This window comes from Streptomyces pilosus (assembly GCF_014649835.1).
Lineage (GTDB): Bacteria > Actinomycetota > Actinomycetes > Streptomycetales > Streptomycetaceae > Streptomyces > Streptomyces pilosus.
This window is the reverse complement of the sequence record NZ_BMTU01000005.1, coordinates 544,350-561,707: the sequence shown is the minus strand read 5'-3', so window position 1 is coordinate 561,707 and position 17,358 is coordinate 544,350. Positions and strand designations below refer to the sequence as shown.

The 17,358-nt window shown below is 74.5% G+C and carries 14 protein-coding genes; 6 read left to right on the top strand and 8 right to left on the bottom strand.

What is annotated here, in order from left to right:
* Positions 1-35: 35 nt before the first annotated feature.
* The 7 genes from serC to IE118_RS16380 all read right to left on the bottom strand — a co-directional run bounded on the left by serC (position 36) and on the right by IE118_RS16380 (position 7,341).
* On the bottom strand, positions 36-1,154 hold the full coding sequence (serC, locus tag IE118_RS16410) for a phosphoserine transaminase (protein WP_189558613.1): 1,119 nt from the start codon (positions 1,152-1,154) through the stop codon (positions 36-38).
* 181 nt (positions 1,155-1,335) lie between these two features.
* Complete coding sequence (locus IE118_RS16405; RefSeq protein WP_189558612.1) at positions 1,336-2,586, bottom strand: cytochrome P450 family protein; 1,251 nt, start codon at positions 2,584-2,586, stop codon at positions 1,336-1,338.
* On the bottom strand, positions 2,583-3,818 hold the full coding sequence (locus IE118_RS16400; protein WP_189558611.1) for a cytochrome P450: 1,236 nt from the start codon (positions 3,816-3,818) through the stop codon (positions 2,583-2,585). The genes IE118_RS16405 and IE118_RS16400 overlap by 4 nt, the downstream gene beginning before the upstream one ends.
* Positions 3,815-4,456: a GTP-binding protein gene (locus tag IE118_RS16395; protein WP_373298357.1), complete on the bottom strand. Its 642-nt coding sequence runs from the start codon at positions 4,454-4,456 to the stop codon at positions 3,815-3,817. The genes IE118_RS16400 and IE118_RS16395 overlap by 4 nt, the downstream gene beginning before the upstream one ends.
* On the bottom strand, positions 4,437-4,784 hold the full coding sequence (locus IE118_RS16390; protein WP_189558610.1) for a DUF742 domain-containing protein: 348 nt from the start codon (positions 4,782-4,784) through the stop codon (positions 4,437-4,439). Before IE118_RS16390 ends, IE118_RS16395 begins: the two co-directional genes overlap by 20 nt.
* Positions 4,781-5,188, bottom strand: coding sequence for a roadblock/LC7 domain-containing protein (locus IE118_RS16385; protein ID WP_189558609.1), 408 nt, complete (start codon positions 5,186-5,188; stop codon positions 4,781-4,783). Before IE118_RS16385 ends, IE118_RS16390 begins: the two co-directional genes overlap by 4 nt.
* Positions 5,185-7,341, bottom strand: a complete 2,157-nt coding sequence (locus IE118_RS16380) for an ATP-binding protein (protein ID WP_189558608.1) — start codon at positions 7,339-7,341, stop codon at positions 5,185-5,187. The genes IE118_RS16385 and IE118_RS16380 overlap by 4 nt, the downstream gene beginning before the upstream one ends.
* A 289-nt stretch (positions 7,342-7,630) precedes the next feature.
* Here IE118_RS16380 and IE118_RS16375 point away from each other — a divergent pair, with 289 nt between their 5' ends.
* Positions 7,631-10,519: an FAD-binding and (Fe-S)-binding domain-containing protein gene (locus tag IE118_RS16375; RefSeq protein ID WP_189558607.1), complete on the top strand. Its 2,889-nt coding sequence runs from the start codon at positions 7,631-7,633 to the stop codon at positions 10,517-10,519.
* Positions 10,520-10,660: 141 nt separating this feature from the next.
* On the opposite strand, the gene IE118_RS16370 is transcribed toward IE118_RS16375, so the two are convergent.
* A complete protein-coding gene (locus IE118_RS16370) occupies positions 10,661-11,113 on the bottom strand; it encodes an NUDIX hydrolase (protein WP_229846829.1) in 453 nt (150 codons plus the stop codon).
* Positions 11,114-11,313: 200 nt separating this feature from the next.
* On the opposite strand from IE118_RS16370, the gene IE118_RS16365 reads away from it, so the two are divergent.
* From IE118_RS16365 to IE118_RS16345, 5 genes are all read left to right on the top strand, one after another.
* Positions 11,314-12,264, top strand: coding sequence for an EamA family transporter (locus IE118_RS16365; RefSeq protein ID WP_189558605.1), 951 nt, complete (start codon positions 11,314-11,316; stop codon positions 12,262-12,264).
* A gap of 81 nt (positions 12,265-12,345) precedes the next feature.
* Positions 12,346-13,050 (top strand): hypothetical protein, encoded by a 705-nt coding sequence (locus tag IE118_RS16360; protein ID WP_221345320.1) that lies wholly within the window; start codon positions 12,346-12,348, stop codon positions 13,048-13,050.
* Between the two features lie 231 nt (positions 13,051-13,281).
* On the top strand, positions 13,282-14,079 hold the full coding sequence (locus tag IE118_RS16355; RefSeq protein WP_189558604.1) for a TIGR03084 family metal-binding protein: 798 nt from the start codon (positions 13,282-13,284) through the stop codon (positions 14,077-14,079).
* The gene (locus IE118_RS16350) at positions 14,076-15,758 is read left to right on the top strand and encodes an acyclic terpene utilization AtuA family protein (RefSeq protein WP_189558603.1); all 1,683 of its coding nucleotides are present in this window, start codon (positions 14,076-14,078) and stop codon (positions 15,756-15,758) included. The genes IE118_RS16355 and IE118_RS16350 overlap by 4 nt, the downstream gene beginning before the upstream one ends.
* On the top strand, positions 15,755-17,353 hold the full coding sequence (locus IE118_RS16345) for an acyl-CoA carboxylase subunit beta (RefSeq protein ID WP_189558602.1): 1,599 nt from the start codon (positions 15,755-15,757) through the stop codon (positions 17,351-17,353). Before IE118_RS16350 ends, IE118_RS16345 begins: the two co-directional genes overlap by 4 nt.
* Positions 17,354-17,358 lie beyond the last annotated feature (5 nt).

The window sequence follows — 17,358 nt, the reverse complement described above, 5'->3', positions numbered from 1 at the left end:
GGATCCACCGGGCGCCCCCGCTCACGTACGGCCGGCTACAGCCGCTCGATGACGTGGTCGACGCACCGCGTCAGCGCCTCGACGTCGGCCGGGTCGACCGCCGGGAACATCGCGACGCGCAGCTGGTTGCGGCCCAGCTTGCGGTACGGCTCGGTGTCGACGACGCCGTTGGCGCGCAGGACCTTGGCGACGGCGGCGGCGTCGACCTCGTCGGAGAAGTCGATGGTGCCGATGACCTGCGAGCGCTTGGCCGGGTCGGTGACGAAGGGGGTCGCGTGCTTGGACTCCTCCGCCCACGCGTACAGACGGCTCGAGGAGTCCTTGGTACGGGCCGTGGACCAGTCGAGACCGCCCTGGCCGTTCAGCCACTCCAGCTGCTCGTTGAGCAGGAACAGGGTGGCGAGGGCCGGGGTGTTGTACGTCTGGTTCTTGCGGGAGTTGTCGATCGCCGTGGGCAGCGAGAAGAACTCCGGGACGTGCCGGCCGGAGGCGTGCACGCGCTCGGCGCGCTCGATCGCGGCGGGCGAGAACACGCCGATCCACAGGCCGCCGTCGGAGGCGAAGGACTTCTGCGGGGCGAAGTAGTAGACGTCCGTCTCGGCGATGTCGACCGGGAGGCCGCCCGCGCCGGAGGTGGCGTCCACCAGGACCAGGGCGCCCTCGTCGGCACCGGCCACGCGCCGGATCGGCATGGCCACACCGGTGGAGGTCTCGTTGTGGGTGAACGCGTAGACGTCCACGCCGGCTTCGGCGACCGCCTCGGGGTGCGTGCCCGGGTCGGCGGAGACGACGGTGGGCTCGGCGAGCCACGGGGCGAGCTTCGCGGCCTTGGCGAACTTCGAGCTGAACTCGCCGAAGGTGAGGTGCTGCGACTTGTTCTCGATGAGGCCGTGGGTCGCGATGTCCCAGAAGGCGGTGGAGCCGCCGTTGCCCAGGACCACCTCGTAGCCCTCGGGGAGGGAGAACAGCTCGGAGATGCCCTCGCGCACCTTGCCGACCAGGTTCTTCACCGGGGCCTGGCGGTGGGAGGTGCCGAGCAGGGACGTGCCGGTCGCGGCCAGGGCGTCCAGCGCCTCCGTCCGCACCTTGGAGGGACCCGCGCCGAAACGTCCGTCGGCGGGCTTGATGTCAGCGGGAATCTGGATCTCAGCCACGGACGGAGCCTAGCGGCTGAGGGAAACCCGGGCGAAACATCGTCCGTCCGCTGAGACGCGCCGCGGACGGTGCCGGACGACGGCGGGCGGGCGGCGGGAGACGCGCCGGGAGGGGCGGCGGACAGTGCGGTGGGACGGGCGGCGGACGGCCGGGAGGAGGCCCGTCCACCGCCCGCTCGGGTCAGCCGCCGAGCCTCACCGGCAGCTCGAACAGGTCGTTCTGGGTGACCACCGGCTTGTTGCGCAGTTCCTCCGCCGGGACCGCCAGGTCCAGGCCGGGGAAGCGGGCGTACAGGGCCGGCAGCGCCACCCCGGCCTCCAGGCGGGACAGGGCGGCGCCGGGGCACACGTGCGGGCCGTGACCGAAGGAGATGTGCCGGCTGGCGCTCTCCCGGGTGATGTCGAAGTCGCCCGCCGTCGGCCCGTGCGCCTGCTCGTCCCGGCCGATCGCCGCGTACGACACGATCAGCGCGTCCCCGGCCGGCAGGACCTTGTCGCCCACCGGTACGTCCTCGGTCGCGAACCGGATCAGCACGTGCGACGTCGGCGTGGCGTACCGCAGTGTCTCCTCGACCACCGCCGACCACTCGGCCCTGCCGGACAGCACCAGGTCCCGCTGCTCCGGGTGGAGGGACAGGTTGACCACCGCGTTGACGATGAGGGAGATCGTCGTCTCGTGGCCGGCCGCCACCATCAGCTGGAGGGTGGAGACGATCTCCTCGTCGGTGAGGTGGTCCCCGTCCTCCGACGCCTGGACCAGCGCGGAGGTCAGGTCGTCGCCCGGGTTCGCGCGCTTGCCCGCGACCGTCTCGGCCATGATCCCGGCCAGCTCGGTCAGCGTGGCGAGGACCTCCTCGGGCGGGGTCTGGGTGGAGAAGAACTTCTCGAAGAGCTCCTTCAGCCGCGGCAGCCGCTCCTCCGCCAGACCCATCAGGTCGGCGATCACGTACATCGGCAGCGGGTAGGCGAACAGGGCCTTGAGGTCGACCGTGTCGCCCGGCTGGGCGGCCACCTGGTCCAGCAGGCCCTCGGTCAGCTCCGTGATCCGCTCCCGCATCCGCTCCACCCGGCGCGGGGTGAGCGCCTGCGCGACCAGGGTGCGCAGCCGGCGGTGGTCGGCACCGTCCACGGTGAGCATGGAACGGGGCGGGTTCGCCAGTCCGATCAGCGGCCAGTCGGGGGCTATCTCGCCGCGCTGCCAGGCGCCCCAGACGTTGATGTCCTTCACCAGACGCGGGTCGGTGAGCAGCTTCTTCGCCTCGGCGTGGCGGGTGACCGCCCACACCGGTACGCCGCCCGGCAGCGTCACGGCGGCCAGCGGCCCCGCGGCCCGCAGCGCCGCGCTCTCCCCGTCCAGGTCGGAGACGAAGGGGTCGAGGGCGATGCGGGTCTGTCCGGTGTCCGGCGTCGTGGTGTCCGTAGCAGCCGTCATGCGCGCGTGCCTCCAAGGGCGGGAGTGGGTGTGAACGTGACCGGGAGCTCGGACAGTCCGCGCAGCCACGGAGACGGGCGGCGGGTCAGCCGCGCGGCCGGTACCGCGAGGTCGATGTCCGGCAGCCGGTCCAGTACGACCTCGATGCCGGTCCTGGCGATCACCTCGGCGATCTCCTGCGCCGGGAACGGGCAGCGGTGCTCCCCGTGGCCGAAGGAGAAGTGGGCGCCGTTCCCGCCGGTCAGCGCCGAGCCGTCGGTACGCACCTGGGGGTCGGAGTTGGCGCCCTGGAGGCCGAGGAGCAGCATGTCGCCGGCGCGGATGCGGCGCCCGCCGAGCTGGGTGTCGCGGGACGCCCAGCGGGCGGCCACGTTCTGGGTCGGCGTGTCCTCCCACAGCACCTCGTTCATCGCCTCGGCGATGCTGTTGCGGCCGCCGAACAGCGAGGCCGCGAAGCGGCTGTCGGTGAGCATCAGGTGCAGCGAGTTGCCGATCCAGTCGGCGGTCGGCTGGTGGCCGGCCGCCATCATCACCATCAGGTCCTGGCAGATCTCCTCCTCGGTGAACCCCGAGGCGTCGGCGAGCATCCGGGACGTGACGTCCTCGGCGGGCTCCTTCCTGCGGGCGGCCACCAGTTCCGTCATCGACGTGAACAGGTGGATCTGGCCGGCGAGGGCCCGCTCCCGTCCGTCGATCATGTCGTTGAGGGCGGTGACCAGGGCGGGGCCCGCCTCGTCGGGGAAGCCGTAGAGCCGGGCCAGCACCCGCACCGGCAGCAGCATGGCGAACTCGCCGATGATGTCGGCGGTGCCCTGGGGGGAGATGCCGTCGATTAGTTCGTCCGCGAACTTCTCCGCGTAGCCGCGCAGTTCGAACGGGTCGACCGCCTCCAGCGCGTTCACCAGCATCCCGGCCCGCTCGCGGTGCCGCTCGCCGACGGTGTAGAGGATCGACGGCTGCCTGCGGCCGATCATCGGCAGCAGCGGCCAGTCGTCGGGGATGTTCTCCCACTGGTTCCACAGCTCGGAGTCGCGGCTGAACAGCACCGGGTCGCCGGTGATCTGGTGCAGTTCGCGGTAGCCCAGCACCAGCCAGGCCGGTGCGTCGCCGTCGAGCACCACCGGTACGACGCTGCCGTGCTCGCGCCGCATCTCCCGGTACACCCGGGCCGGGTCGTCCTGCAGCAGGGACCCCTGGAAACGGACGGCGTTGGGGAGGGAGGCGGGGCTCACACCAGCTCCTGACGGGGGGCTCGGGCCGGGTCGGCGTACAGGTTCTGGATGTGCTCCACCAGCGTGATCAGCACGATCTTGCTGGACTCCCGGGACCGCGCGTCGCAGTTCACCAGCGGCACGTGCGGGTCGAGGTCGAGGGCCTCGCGGATCGCCTGCGGGGTGAAGGTGGCGCCGCCGAAGTCGTTGCAGGCCACGATGAACGGCGTGCCGTGCTTCTCCAGCCGGTCGATGGCGTACCAGGAGTCGTCGATGCGCCGGGTGTCGACCAGCACGACCGCGCCGAGGGTGCCGGAGAACAGCCGGTCCCACAGGAACCAGAAGCGCTCCTGGCCGGGCGCGCCGAACAGGTACAGCACGTTGTGCGCGTCGAGGGTGATGCGGCCGAAGTCGAAGGCGACGGTGGTCGAGGTCTTGGCGCTGACCCCGCTGGTGTCGTCGACGGCCTCACCGGCCTGGGTCATCGTCTCCTCGGTGTTGAGGGGACGGATCTCGCTGACCGAGCGGACCATCGTCGTCTTGCCGGCGCCGAAGCCGCCCACGACCACGATCTTCAGGCCGTTGTCGGCCGACGCGCCCAGCGGTGCACGGCTCTCGGTGACCGTGTCCGTGCGCGGGTCAGAGGTTGCGGAGTCCAACGAGCACCTGCTCCAGGATGTCGGGGTGGGGTACGGCGGCCTTGCGGGGGTGGCGGGCGCTGACCCGGCCCGCCGCGAGGAGGTCGGAGAGCAGGATCCGGGTGATGCTGACGGGCAGCTTCATCTCGGCCGCGATCTCCACGACCGCCGTGGGACGCTCGGTCAGCCGCAGGATCGCCGCGTGCTCGGACTGCATGCCGGGCACCGGATCGCATTCGGCGACGACGAGGGTCACCAGGTCGAAGGGGTTGTCGGGACCGGACCGGCTGCGGCCTCCGGTGAGGGTGTACAGCCGGTCGGGGGCGTCGTCCCTGCCGGGCCGGCTCATGAGGTGCGGGGCAGCGCGGTCAGGTGCTCACCGAGCTGTTCCACGAGTTCGCTCATGTTGTGCCCGATCAGACCGGCGTCCGCGTCCTCGCTGGTGACGACGGCGAGGTGGGCGCCCTCGCCGGCCTCCACGATGAACAGCACGCCCCCGTAGAACTCGGTCATGGCCGAGCGCACCCCGCCGCTGCCGTCGCCGAACTCGATCGAGGCGCCGTGCGACAGCGACTGGATGCCGGCGGCGATCGCGGCGAGCTGGTCGGCCTGGTCGGCGGACAGCTCCGGGGTCCGGCACAGTTTCAGGCCGTCCCGGGACAGCACGAGCGCGTGCCGGGCACCCGGCGTGCGCTCCAGCAGCCCCTCCAGGAGCCAGGTGAGCTTCTCGTCGGCGGTCGTCGTGCCGGTCATGAGGTGGTGTCGCCTTCCGGGGTCGCGGGGGTGGGCTGTGCTGCGGGGGTCGGTTCCGAGGTCGTGGGCGGGACGCCGGGGTCGGGGGCGTCCGCGGTGGTGCCGGTGTCCGGGTCGGCCGTGTCGTCCGGGGTGGGGGTGCGGACGGCCTGGCGGAAACTGCTGAAGCGGGCGGTGCGGGCCCGGGTCTCCTCGGCCGTGGGGGCGGGCCGGGGAGCGGCGGGACGGCCGCTGCCGGAACGCGAGCGCTCGGCCTCGGCGAGGGTCCGGCCCCGGCGGCGGCGGGGCAGCACCAGGGGTGGCGCGTCGCCGTCGGGGGACGGGGACTCGTGGGTGGGGACCGGGTCGGGGTCGAGGTCGGACCCGGCGCGGGACGCGGCGTAGGAGACGGCGGCGCGGTCGCCGTCGCGGGACGCGGACCGCTCGGCGGGCGCGGTGCCCGCGTTGGGGCCGGCCGGGGTGTCACCGCCGTCCGCGGTGGCGTGGGCGGTCTCCGGTTCCGTCCGCTCCGGGGCGGCGCCGGCGGGGGCGGCCGGGGTGGCGGACGGAGCGGCGCCCGGGACGCGGTCCCGGTCGCGGACGCTGCTCCGGCGCTGCGGCAGGCCGGTGTCCGCGGGGTCCCCGCCGTCCGCGGGAGACGCGGCCGCGAGGGACGCGGTGTCCGCGGGCGGGGCGGAGGAGACGGCGGAGGCCTTCGGGGCCTGCGGGGCCGTGGCGGCCCGCGGGGTGGGGCGGGCGGCCGTGGCGGCTGCCGTCAGCGGGGCGGCGGGGGCCGCGTCCGCCGGGACGAGGATGTCCTGCGGGACGAGCATCAGCACGCCCGTGCCGCCGCGGGCCGAGGGACGGTAGGACACCCGCAGCCCGTACCGCCGGGCGAGCCGGCCGACGACGGCGAGGCCCAGCCGGGTGCCGGTCAGGCCCCCGAGCCCGGCGGACTCGCCGGAGACGGCGCGCTCGGCGCGGCGCAGCTGCGCCTCGCCCATGACGAGGCCGCTGTCCTCGACGGACACGATGACGCCGGCCGGGACCTCCTCGACGTACACATGGACCTCGGCGGTCGGCGGCGAGAAGTTCGCGGCGTTGTCGAGGAGTTCGGCGAGCGCGTGCATCACGCCCTCGGCGGCGTGGCCCGCGACCGCGGTGTCGCTGGCGGAGTGGACACGGACCCGCTGGTAGCCGCTGATCCGGCCCATGGCGCCGCGCAGGATCGACTCCATGGCGATGGGCCTGGCCCAGCGGCGGCCGGAACGGGCGCCGGTGAGGACGGCGACGGAGTCGGCGAGGCGGCCCGCCTGCGCGGTGCGGTGGTCGAGGTGGAGCAGGTCGGCGAGGACCTCCTCGTCGTGGTGCTTCTCCTCCATCGCGCGCAGGTCGGCGAGCATGCCGGTGGACAGTGCCTGCATCCGACCGGCCGCGTTGGCGGTCGCGGACACGGCGGCGGCGCGGGCGCTGTTGGCCTCGCGCAGCTCGGCGGTCAGCCGCGCGTTGCGTTCGCGGAGCCCCGCGGCCTCGGACAGCAGCCCGGCCCGCTCCTCCTCCAGCCGCTTCAGCTCGTCGACGTGGTCGCGGGCCGTCCGGGCGGTGTGGGCCGTGTGTTCCTCGGTGATGAGGCGCAGCTTGGCGGCGTGCTCCTCGGCCAGGCGTTCCAGTTCGGCGGTGTGCGCCGCGGTGAGCCGGGACCTTTCCTCGGCGTGCTCCCGCGCCGAGCGCGCCAGTTCGTCGCCGTGCTGCTCGGCGAGCCGGTCGCGCTCGGCGGCCAGGGTCTCGGCGAGGTGGGCCCGCTCCTGATCGAGTTCGGCGGACAACCGGGCCCGCTCGCGGGTGAGTTCACCGGTCAGTCGCTCGTGCTGGCGGCGGGAGTCCTCCACCGTCCGGGCCCGTTCCTGGAGCAGCCGTCCGACGTCCTGGGTGACGGACTCCAGGCGGGCGCGTGTCGCCCGTGCCGAGAGCACCGCGTACGTCGCGACGGCGGCGGCCGCGCAGAGCAGTACGGCGGCGACGGTGCCGATCACCACCGTGGCGCCGATGGCCTCGTCCGGGACGAGGAAGATCGCGGCGACGACGGCGAGCGCGGCGAGTGCCGCGGTGATCAGGGGGACGGGCACCAGGCTGCGGGGGGTGGGGCGGTCGCCGGGGAGCAGGGGGGAGGTCATCAATCAGGGTCCTCGGTCGGGTCCTCGGTCGGTCCGCGGGCATGCGCCGTCGTGTCTGCGCGGCCCTCGGGGGGTTCGATGGGGACGCCGGACCTGAATTCGGGGTCGCTTTTCCGAACGAGGTCCGACAACTGCGCGCAACTCGCGGTCACTATATGAGAGTTCGTGATCGCCTTGGGAAGATTCCGCAGTCGCATTCGGTAAATCACGTGTTTCAGGGGTGGCAGGGGTGGCGGGGCGCCGTGTGCGCCGTCGTCCGCTCCCGGCGACGCGGGGGCATCCTGAGGACATGACGGATCACCGGGAACTGCGCGCGGGTCTGCGGTCCGCGGTGCGCGGCGAGGTCGACTTCTCCACGACCGCGCGGGCGCTGACCACCATGGACGCCTCCAACTACCGCCGGGTGCCGCTCGGTGTGGTCGCCCCCCGGGACGCCGACGACGTGGCGGCGGCGCTGTCGGTGTGCCGGACGTACGGCGTCCCCGTGGTGCCGCGCGGCGGCGGCACGTCGATCGCGGGCCAGGCGACCGGCACCGGTGTGGTGCTCGACTTCACACGCCACATGAACCGTCTGCTGGCCCTCGACCCGGAGGCCCGCACGGCCGTGGTGCAGCCGGGCCTGGTCCTCGACCGCCTCCAGGAGGCCGCCGCCCCGCACGGCCTGCGGTTCGGCCCCGATCCCTCCACCCACGGCCGCTGCACCCTCGGCGGCATGATCGGCAACAACTCCTGCGGCTCCCACTCGGTGGCCTGGGGCACGACGGCCGACAGCGTGCGCGAGCTCGCGGTCCTCACCCCGCGCGGGGAGCGCTTGCGCCCCGGCCGGGACTGGTCCGGGGCCCCGGCGGGACTGCGGGAGCTGGTGGACGGCGAACTCGCCCGCCTGCGCACGGCCTTCCCCGACCTGCCGCGCCGCATCTCCGGCTACGCGCTGGACGCGCTGCTGCCCGAGAGGGGCGCCGACGTCGCCCGCTCCCTCTGCGGCTCGGAGGGCACGCTGGGCGTGCTCACGGAAGCGGTCGTGGACCTCGTACGGGCGCCGCGCTCCCGGGCGCTCGCCGTGCTGGCGTACGCGGACGAGAGCGCGGCGGCCGAGGCGGCGGCGGGGCTGCTGCCGCACCGGCCGCTGACCGTGGAGGGCATGGCGGCCGATCTCGTACCGGCCGGCGCGGACCTGCCGCGCGGGGGCGCCTGGTTGTTCGTGGAGACCGGCGGGGACACGGAGGCGGAGGCCCGCACGCGGGCGGAGACCGTCGCCCGCGCGGCCGACGCCCTGGACGTCCTCGTCGTCACCGACCCGGCCCGGCAGCGCACGCTGTGGCGCATCCGGGAGGACGCGAGCGGCACGGCGACGCGGATGCCGGACGGGACGGAGGCCTGGCCCGGCTGGGAGGACTGCGCGGTGCCGCCCGCCCGGCTCGGCGCCTACCTGCGGGACTTCCGGGCGCTCATGGCGGACCACGGCCTGCGCGGCACCCCCTACGGGCACTTCGGGGACGGCTGCATCCACGTCCGCATCGACTTCGACCTGCTCACCGCGCCGGGCGTCGCCCGCTTCCGGCACTTCTCCGAGGAACTGGCCGACCTGGTCGTCTCCCACGGCGGCTCCCTCTCCGGCGAACACGGCGACGGACAGGCGCGGGCCGAGCTGCTGCCGCGCATGTACGGCCCCGGGACGGTCGCCCTCTTCGAGCGCGTGAAGGCCCTCTGGGACCCCGACGACCTGCTCAACCCCGGCATGCTCGTCCGCCCCGCGCCCCTGGACGCGGACCTCCGCTTCTCCGTCCTCCCGCGCGAACCGGTCGACGTCGCCTTCGGCTACCCCGCCGACGCCGGGGACTTCTCGGCGGCGGTGCGCCGCTGCGTGGGCGTCGCCAAGTGCCGTACGACGTCCGTGTCCGGGCCGGCGGTGATGTGCCCGTCGTTCCGCGCGACCGGCGAGGAGGAGCACTCCACGCGCGGGCGCGCCCGGCTGCTGCACGAGATGCTCGCGGGCGAGCTGGTGACCGGCGGCTGGCGCTCCCCGGAGGTGCGGGACGCCCTCGACCTGTGCCTGTCCTGCAAGGGCTGCCGTTCGGACTGCCCGGTCGGGGTCGACATGGCCACGTACAAGGCGGAGTTCCTGCACCACCACTACGCGGGCCGCCGCCGCCCCGCCGCCCACTACACGATGGGCCGGCTGCCGCAGTGGCTGGGCTGGGTGGCACGCACGCGGTCCGCCGGCGTGGTCAACGGGCTGGCCTCCGTCGGCCCGTCGGCGCGTCTCGCGAAACGGCTGGGCGGGATTGCGCGGGAGCGGGATATCCCCCGGGTGGCGCGGCAGACGTTCACCCGGTGGTGGCGGGGACGGGATACGCCCCCGCCCCACGGCGCACTGGTCGTCCTCTGGCCGGACACCTTCACCGAGCACCTCTCACCGGCGGTGGGCCGGGCGGCCGTACGGGTCCTGGAGGCGGCGGGCCTGCGGGTGGCGCTGCCCCCGACCCTGCGCCCGGGCGGACGGGTCGGCGACGCCCGCACCCGCTCCGCCCTGTCCCTGGCGACCGTCCGCGGGGCCCGGGTCTGCTGCGGCCTCACCTACCTCTCCACCGGCCAGCTCGACCGCACCCGCACGGTGCTGCGCCGCACCCTGGACCTGCTGGAACCGGTCCTGGCCACCGACGCCCCCCTGGTCGTCCTGGAACCGAGCTGCGCGGCGGCCCTGCGCACGGACGCCCCGGAACTCCTCCACGACGACCCCCGCGCGGCGCTCCTCGCCACCCGCGTCCTCACCTTCGCGGAAGCCCTGGAGCGGCACGCCCCCGACTGGACCCCACCCCAGGTGAACCGCCCCGTCACCGGCCAGACCCACTGCCACCAGCACGCGGTCCTGGGCGAGGACCCCGACCGCCGGCTCCGCGCCGCGGCCGGCCTCACCGGTGACCTGGCGGGCGGCTGCTGCGGCCTGGCCGGCAACTTCGGCTTCGAGAAGGGCCACTACGAGGTCTCGGCGGCCTGCGCGGAGGACCGGCTCCTGCCGGCGGTGCGCGAGGCCCCGGACGAGGCGGTCGTCCTGGCCGACGGCTTCTCCTGCCGCACCCAGCTCGACCAGCTCGCCGGCGTACGGGGCCGCCACCTGGCGGAGGTCCTGGCGGCGGCCCTCGACGACGAGCCCCCGGCGCCCGGTCACCCGCGCTGACCCGGCCCGCGCGGCACCCGCACCACCTCCGGGCCCGCGGCACCGGCCGTGCGGCCCCTCCCCCGGGGGCCCGCACCGGGGGCCCCGCACCGGCGGCTCCACGTCCGGGCGTCGCCCGCCGACGCGGGGGCGCCGGTGCCGTCAGGGTGTCGTCTCGCCCCGTATCAGCGGGCCGCACACCGGCTGTACGCCCTCCGGGAGGTCGTCCGGGCGGCACCAGCGGGCGTCGAGGATCTCGAAGGGGTCCAGGCGCAGCTCACCGCCGAGCAGGCGGGCCTCGAAGGCGACCTCCGTGCGGGTGCGCAGGCCGCTGTTCAGCATGACGAGGCGGCCCACCTCGACGTCGAGGCCGGTTTCCTCCCGGACCTCGCGCACCACGGTGTCCCGGAAGTCCTCGCCCTTGCGGGCGAAGCCGCTCGGCAGGCCCCACTGGCGGCCCGGCGGCCACATCCGGTGCCGGAGCAGCAGCACCCGTCCCTCCTCGTCGCGCACCACGCCGGTCACGCCGACCACGAACTTGGCGTGCAGCAGCCACATGACGCGGGGCTGCACGGGGCGCAGGAGTCGCCAGAGACGGACCAGAACTCGTCGCACGGGGCCTCGGAGGGGTGGGGGACGGACGCGGGTGGCACCTGGGGGAACGGTACCCGCCGGTGGTCCACGTGACGGACGGAGTTGACCGGGGCGGGCCGGCGGCCGCATCGTCAGGCATATAACCGTTTCACGGTACTGACGGAGTCCAATACTCTGGACCGGACAGTGCACCGAACTCGACGTCCCGGAAGGCCCGGCCCGTGACCACGCCCAGCGCCGCCACCCCGTCCACCGCGCCCGTGACGGGCGGCCCCGCGTCCGCGCCGGCCGGCGTCCCCCGCGGGCGCGGCTCCCTGGGCCCGGTCGGGCTGGTGCTCGCCGGCGGGGTCTCCGTGCAGTTCGGCGGGGCGCTGGCGGTGACGCTGATGCCGCGGGCCGGCGCCCTCGGGGTGGTGACGCTGCGACTGCTGGTGGCGGCCCTCGTGCTGATGGTGCTGTGCCGGCCGAAGCTGCGCGGGCACTCGCGCGCCGACTGGGGCACGGTGATCGTCTTCGGTGTCGCCATGGCCGCGATGAACGGGCTGTTCTACCAGTCCGTCGCCCGCATCCCGCTCGGCCCGGCGGTCACCCTCGAGGTCCTCGGCCCGCTCACGCTGTCCGTCCTCGCCTCCCGGCGGGCGATCAACATCGTGTGGGCCACCCTCGCCCTCGCCGGCGTGTTCCTCCTCGGGGGCGGCGGATTCAGCAGCCTCGACCCGGTGGGCGTCGCCTTCGCGCTGGGCGCCGGCGCCATGTGGGCGGCGTACATCGTCTTCAGCGCCCGCACCGGCCGCCGCTTCCCGCAGGCGGACGGGCTCGCCCTCGCGATGGGTGTCGCGGCGGTCCTCTTCCTGCCGCTGGGCGTCGCCGAGTCCGGCACGAAGCTCCTCGACCCCACGATTCTCGCCCTGGGCGCGGCGGTCGCGGTGCTGTCCTCCGTCCTGCCGTACACCCTCGAACTGCTCGCCCTGCGCCGCCTGCCCGCCTCCACCTTCGCCGTCCTGATGAGCCTGGAGCCGGCCCTCGCCGCGGCCGCCGGTTTCCTCATCCTCGACCAGGCCCTGAGCGCCACCGAGGCCGCCGCCATCGCCCTGGTCATCGCGGCCAGCATGGGGGCGGTGCGGACGCAGGTGGGGCGGGGGAGGGCGAAGACGGCCGGGACCGGCCCCTGACGGCCGCACTCCGGCCCGCGACGGCGGACCCGGGTAGGGTACGGGGCACTCACCGGGGGGAGCGGCATGCTGGCGGGGGCGTTGGGTGATCTCGTACTGGGGCTGCTGGCCAGTTGTCTGAGCGGCCTGGCGGTGTGGCTGTGGCAGCGGGGCCGGCACAACCGGGACCTGCGGCTGCGGATGCGGGTGGTCGGCGCCCGTCCCGGCGACACCTGCCTGATCGTGATGAACAACAAGTACGGCGCCCCGGGCACCACGCACCACCACGACGTGCAGGCCATGATCGAGGCGGCCGTGCTCAGCCACGGTCTGCGGTGCGAGGTCGAGGTCGTCCGCAGTGACGACTTCCGGGGCGGCAACGGCGAGAAGCCCGAGTTCTGCATCGGCGGGCCGCTCGGGTCGAACGTCCGCAGCGCGGGCCACGTCGCGCACAGCCTTCCCGGCGTCACCTTCCACCCCTACGACCACCCGGACCACCCGCTGGCCATCGAGGCGGGCGGGGTGTGCCACCGGCGGGACAGCGGCAACGAGGAGTACGTGCTGCTCGCCAAGTTCACCGCCCCGGGCGGGGAGCGCCCCGTCGTCCTGATCTGCGGGCAGACCGCGCTCACCAATCACGCCGCCGCCTACTTCCTCCGCCGCTCCTACCGCCGGATAGCGGACACGGTCGCCTCCACCGACCGCTTCTGCCTGCTCCTGAAGGTGCCCTCGATCGGCACCTACGGCTTCCAGGGCGTCGTCCTCGAACGCGACCTCACCGACGTGGCCTTCACCCGCGGGGCGTGAGCCCGCTCCGCCTCCCGGCCCCCGCCGGACGTGCCGCCCCGCGCGGGGCGGCAGCTCACCGGGAGAGGTGTCGTCCGGCGCGGCCGACCGGGTGACGACGCCCGTGCGACGGCCCGTCCACCGGCCGGTGTGCCGCCCGGTTCCCCTGCTCGTTCCACCGCTGCCGCACCGGTAGGAAAAAAGCCAGCAAGCACGCTTGATTGTTTTGTGGGCCGCTGCCATGCTCCCGACATGGCCGACCCGACGCGTGTCATCGACGACCTGTGTGCCGAGAGCGACGAACTGGACCGGCTGGTGGCCGGGCTGGAGACGGAGCGGTGGGCGCTGCCGACGCCCGCCGCCGGATGGACCGTCGCCCACCAGATCGGCCACCTCGCCTGGACCGACCGCTCCTCGCTGCTCGCCGTCACCGACGCCGACGGCTTCCGGACGCTGGTGGAGGGCGCCCTGAACGCCCCGCACACCTTCGTGGACGACGGAGCCGAGGAGTACGCCCGGGCCGCGCCCGCCGACCTGCTCGCGCGCTGGCGGGAGGGACGGGCGGCGCTGGAGAAGGCGCTGCGGGAGGCACCGGCCGGGGCGCGGTTCCCCTGGTACGGGCCGCCCATGTCGGCCGCTTCCATGGCGACCGCCCGCCTGATGGAGACCTGGGCCCACGGACAGGATGTCGCCGACGCGCTCGGCGTGACGCGGCCCCCCACCGGCCGGCTCCGGCACGTGGCGTGGCTCGGGGTGCGGACCCGGGACTTCGCCCACGGCGCGCACGGACTCACCCCGCCCGCCGAACCCTTCCGCGTCGAACTGACCGGGCCGGACGGCGAGATCTGGGCCTACGGCCCCGACGACGCGCCGCAGCGGGTCACCGGCCCCGCACTCGACTTCTGCCTCCTGGTCACCCAGCGCGCCCACCGCGCGGACCTCGCCCTCACCGCCGACGGGCCCGACGCCGACCGCTGGCTGGACATCGCCCAGGCCTTCGCCGGGCCGCCCGGCGGCGGACGGCGGCCGAAGGAGGAGGACGCCCGGTGACCCTGCGCGTCGGGAACTTCTCCGGCTTCTACGGCGACCGCTTCGACGCCCCGCGCGAGATGCTCACCGGCGGCGAGGTCGACGTCCTCACCGGCGACTACCTCGCCGAGCTGACCATGCTCATCCTCGCCCGCGACCGGCTGAAGGACCCCACCGCCGGATACGCCCGCACCTTCCTGCGGCAACTGGAGGAGACCCTCGGCCTCGCCCACGAGCGGGGCGTCAGGATCGTCACCAACGCGGGCGGCCTCAACCCGGCCGGCCTCGCCGGCGCCGTCCGGGCACTCGCCGGCCGCCTCGGCATCCCCGTCCGGGTCGCCCACGTGGAGGGCGACGACCTCACCGCACGCCACCCCGGCAGCCTCGCCGCCCACGCCTACCTCGGCGGCTTCGGGATCGCGGAGTGCCTGCGCGCCGGGGCCGACGTGGTCGTCACCGGGCGGGTCACCGACGCGGCCCTGGTCACCGGGCCCGCCGCCGCCCACTTCGGCTGGGCGCCCACGGACCACGACCGGCTCGCGGGGGCCGTCGTCGCCGGGCACGTACTGGAGTGCGGGACCCAGGCCACCGGCGGGAACTACGCCTTCTTCGGCGAGCGCGACCCCCGGCACCTGCGGCGGCCCGGATTCCCGCTCGCCGAGATCCACGCCGACGGCGGCAGCGTCGTCACCAAGCACCCCGGCACCGGCGGCTTCGTCGACGTCGGCACGGTCACCGCGCAACTGCTCTACGAGACCGCCGGCGCCCGCTACGCCGGTCCTGACGTCACCGCCCGGCTGGACACCGTGCGGCTGACCCAGGACGGACCCGACCGGGTGCGGATCGAGGGGGTGCGCGGGGAGGCCCCGCCGCCCACGCTCAAGGTCGGCCGCAACCGGCTCGGCGGCTTCCGCAACGAGGTCGTGTTCGTGCTCACCGGGCTCGACATCGAGGCCAAGGCCGACCTGGTGCGGGAGCAGATGGGCGACGCGCTGGCCGCGTCGCCGCCCGCCGACGTGCGCTGGGAGCTGGCGCGCACCGACCGGGCCGACGCCGGCACCGAGGAGACCGCCAGCGCGCTGCTGCGGCTGGTCGTGCGCGACCCCCGGCAGGAGGCGGTGGGCCGGGTGCTGAGCGGCGCCGCCGTCGAGCTGGCCCTGGCCAGCTACCCCGGGTTCCATGTGCTGGCACCGCCGGGGAAGGGCTCCCCGTACGGGGTGTTCGAGGACGGGTACGTCCCCCGGGGCGACGTGCGGCACGTGGCCGTCCTCCACGACGGGCGCCGCGTCACCGTGCGGGAGCCCGCGGACACCGCCGTACCCGACGGCGTACCGGAACCCGCGCTCCCCGAGCCGCTGCCCCCGGGACCCACGCGACGGGCGCCCCTCGGCCTCCTCGCCGGGGCCCGCAGCGGCGACAAGGGCGGGAACGCCAACGTCGGCGTCTGGGTCCGCTCCGACGACGCCTGGCGGTGGCTCGCCCACGAGCTGACCGTCGAGCGGCTGCGGGAGATGCTCCCCGAGGCCGCCGGCCTGCCCGTCACCCGGCACGTCCTGCCCCACCTGCGCGCCCTGAACTTCCTCGTCGAGGGCATCCTCGGCGAGGGCGTCGCCGCGCAGGCCCGTTTCGACCCGCAGGCCAAGGCCCTCGGCGAATGGCTGCGGTCCCGGCACCTCGACATCCCGGAGGCCCTGTTGTGACGGTCCTCGCATCCGCCCTGAACACGGCCGACCCGGAGTACCGGGAGCACCGTGAGGCCATGCTCGCCAAGCTCGCCGCACTCGACACCGAGCACGCCAAGGCCCTCGCGGGCGGCGGCGAGAAGTACGTCGAACGGCACCGCGGGCGCGGCAAGCTCCTCGCCCGCGAACGCGTCGAACTGCTCCTCGACCCCGACACGCCCTTCCTGGAGCTGTCCCCGCTGGCCGCCTGGGGCAGCGACTACACCGTCGGCGCCTCCCTCGTCACCGGCATCGGCGTCGTCGAGGGCGTGGAGTGCCTGATCACCGCCAACGACCCGACCGTCCGCGGCGGCGCCAGCAACCCGTGGAGCCTGCGCAAGGCCCTGCGCGCCAACGACATCGCGCTCGCCAACCGGCTGCCCGTGATCAGCCTCGTCGAGTCCGGCGGCGCCGACCTGCCCTCGCAGAAGGAGATCTTCATCCCGGGCGGCGCCGTCTTCCGCGACCTCACCCGGCTCTCCGCGGCCGGCATCCCCACGATCGCCGTCGTCTTCGGCAACTCCACCGCCGGCGGCGCGTACGTCCCCGGCATGTCCGACCACACGATCATGGTCAGGGAGCGGGCGAAGGTGTTCCTCGGCGGCCCGCCCCTGGTGAAGATGGCGACCGGGGAGGAGAGTGACGACGAGTCCCTCGGCGGCGCCGAGATGCACGCCCGCGTGTCCGGCCTCGCCGACCACTTCGCCGTCGACGAACGCGACGCGCTCCGCCAGGCCCGCCGGGTCGTCGCCCGCCTCAACCACCGCAAGGCGCACGCCGATCCGGGACCGGCCGTGCCCCCGAAGTACGACGAGGACGAACTCCTCGGCATCGTCCCCGGCGACCTGAGGACCCCCTTCGACCCGCGCGAGGTCGTCGCCCGGATCGTCGACGCCTCCGACTTCGACGAGTTCAAGCCCCTCTACGGCACCAGCCTCACCACCGGCTGGGCCACCCTGCACGGCTATCCCGTCGGCATCCTCGCCAACGCCCGCGGGGTCCTCTTCAGCGAGGAGTCCCAGAAGGCCGCCCAGTTCATCCAGCTCGCCAACCAGCGCGACATCCCGCTGCTGTTCCTGCACAACACCACCGGCTACATGGTCGGCAAGGAGTACGAGCAGGGCGGCATCATCAAACACGGCGCCATGATGATCAACGCGGTCAGCAACTCCCGCGTCCCCCACCTGTCCGTCCTCATGGGCGCCTCCTACGGCGCCGGCCACTACGGCATGTGCGGCCGCGCCTACGACCCGCGCTTCCTCTTCGCCTGGCCCAGCGCCAAGTCCGCCGTCATGGGCCCGCAACAGCTCGCCGGCGTGCTGTCCATCGTCGCCCGGCAGTCCGCGGCGGCGAAGGGGCGGCCCTACGACGACGAAGCGGACGCGGCGCTGCGCGCCATGGTGGAGCGGCAGATCGAGTCCGAGTCGCTGCCGATGTTCCTGTCCGGGCGGCTGTACGACGACGGCGTCATCGACCCGCGCGACACCCGCACCGTCCTCGGCCTGTGCCTGTCGGCCATCCACACCGCCCCCTACGAGGGCGCGCGGGGTGGCTTCGGCGTCTTCCGGATGTGAGGGTC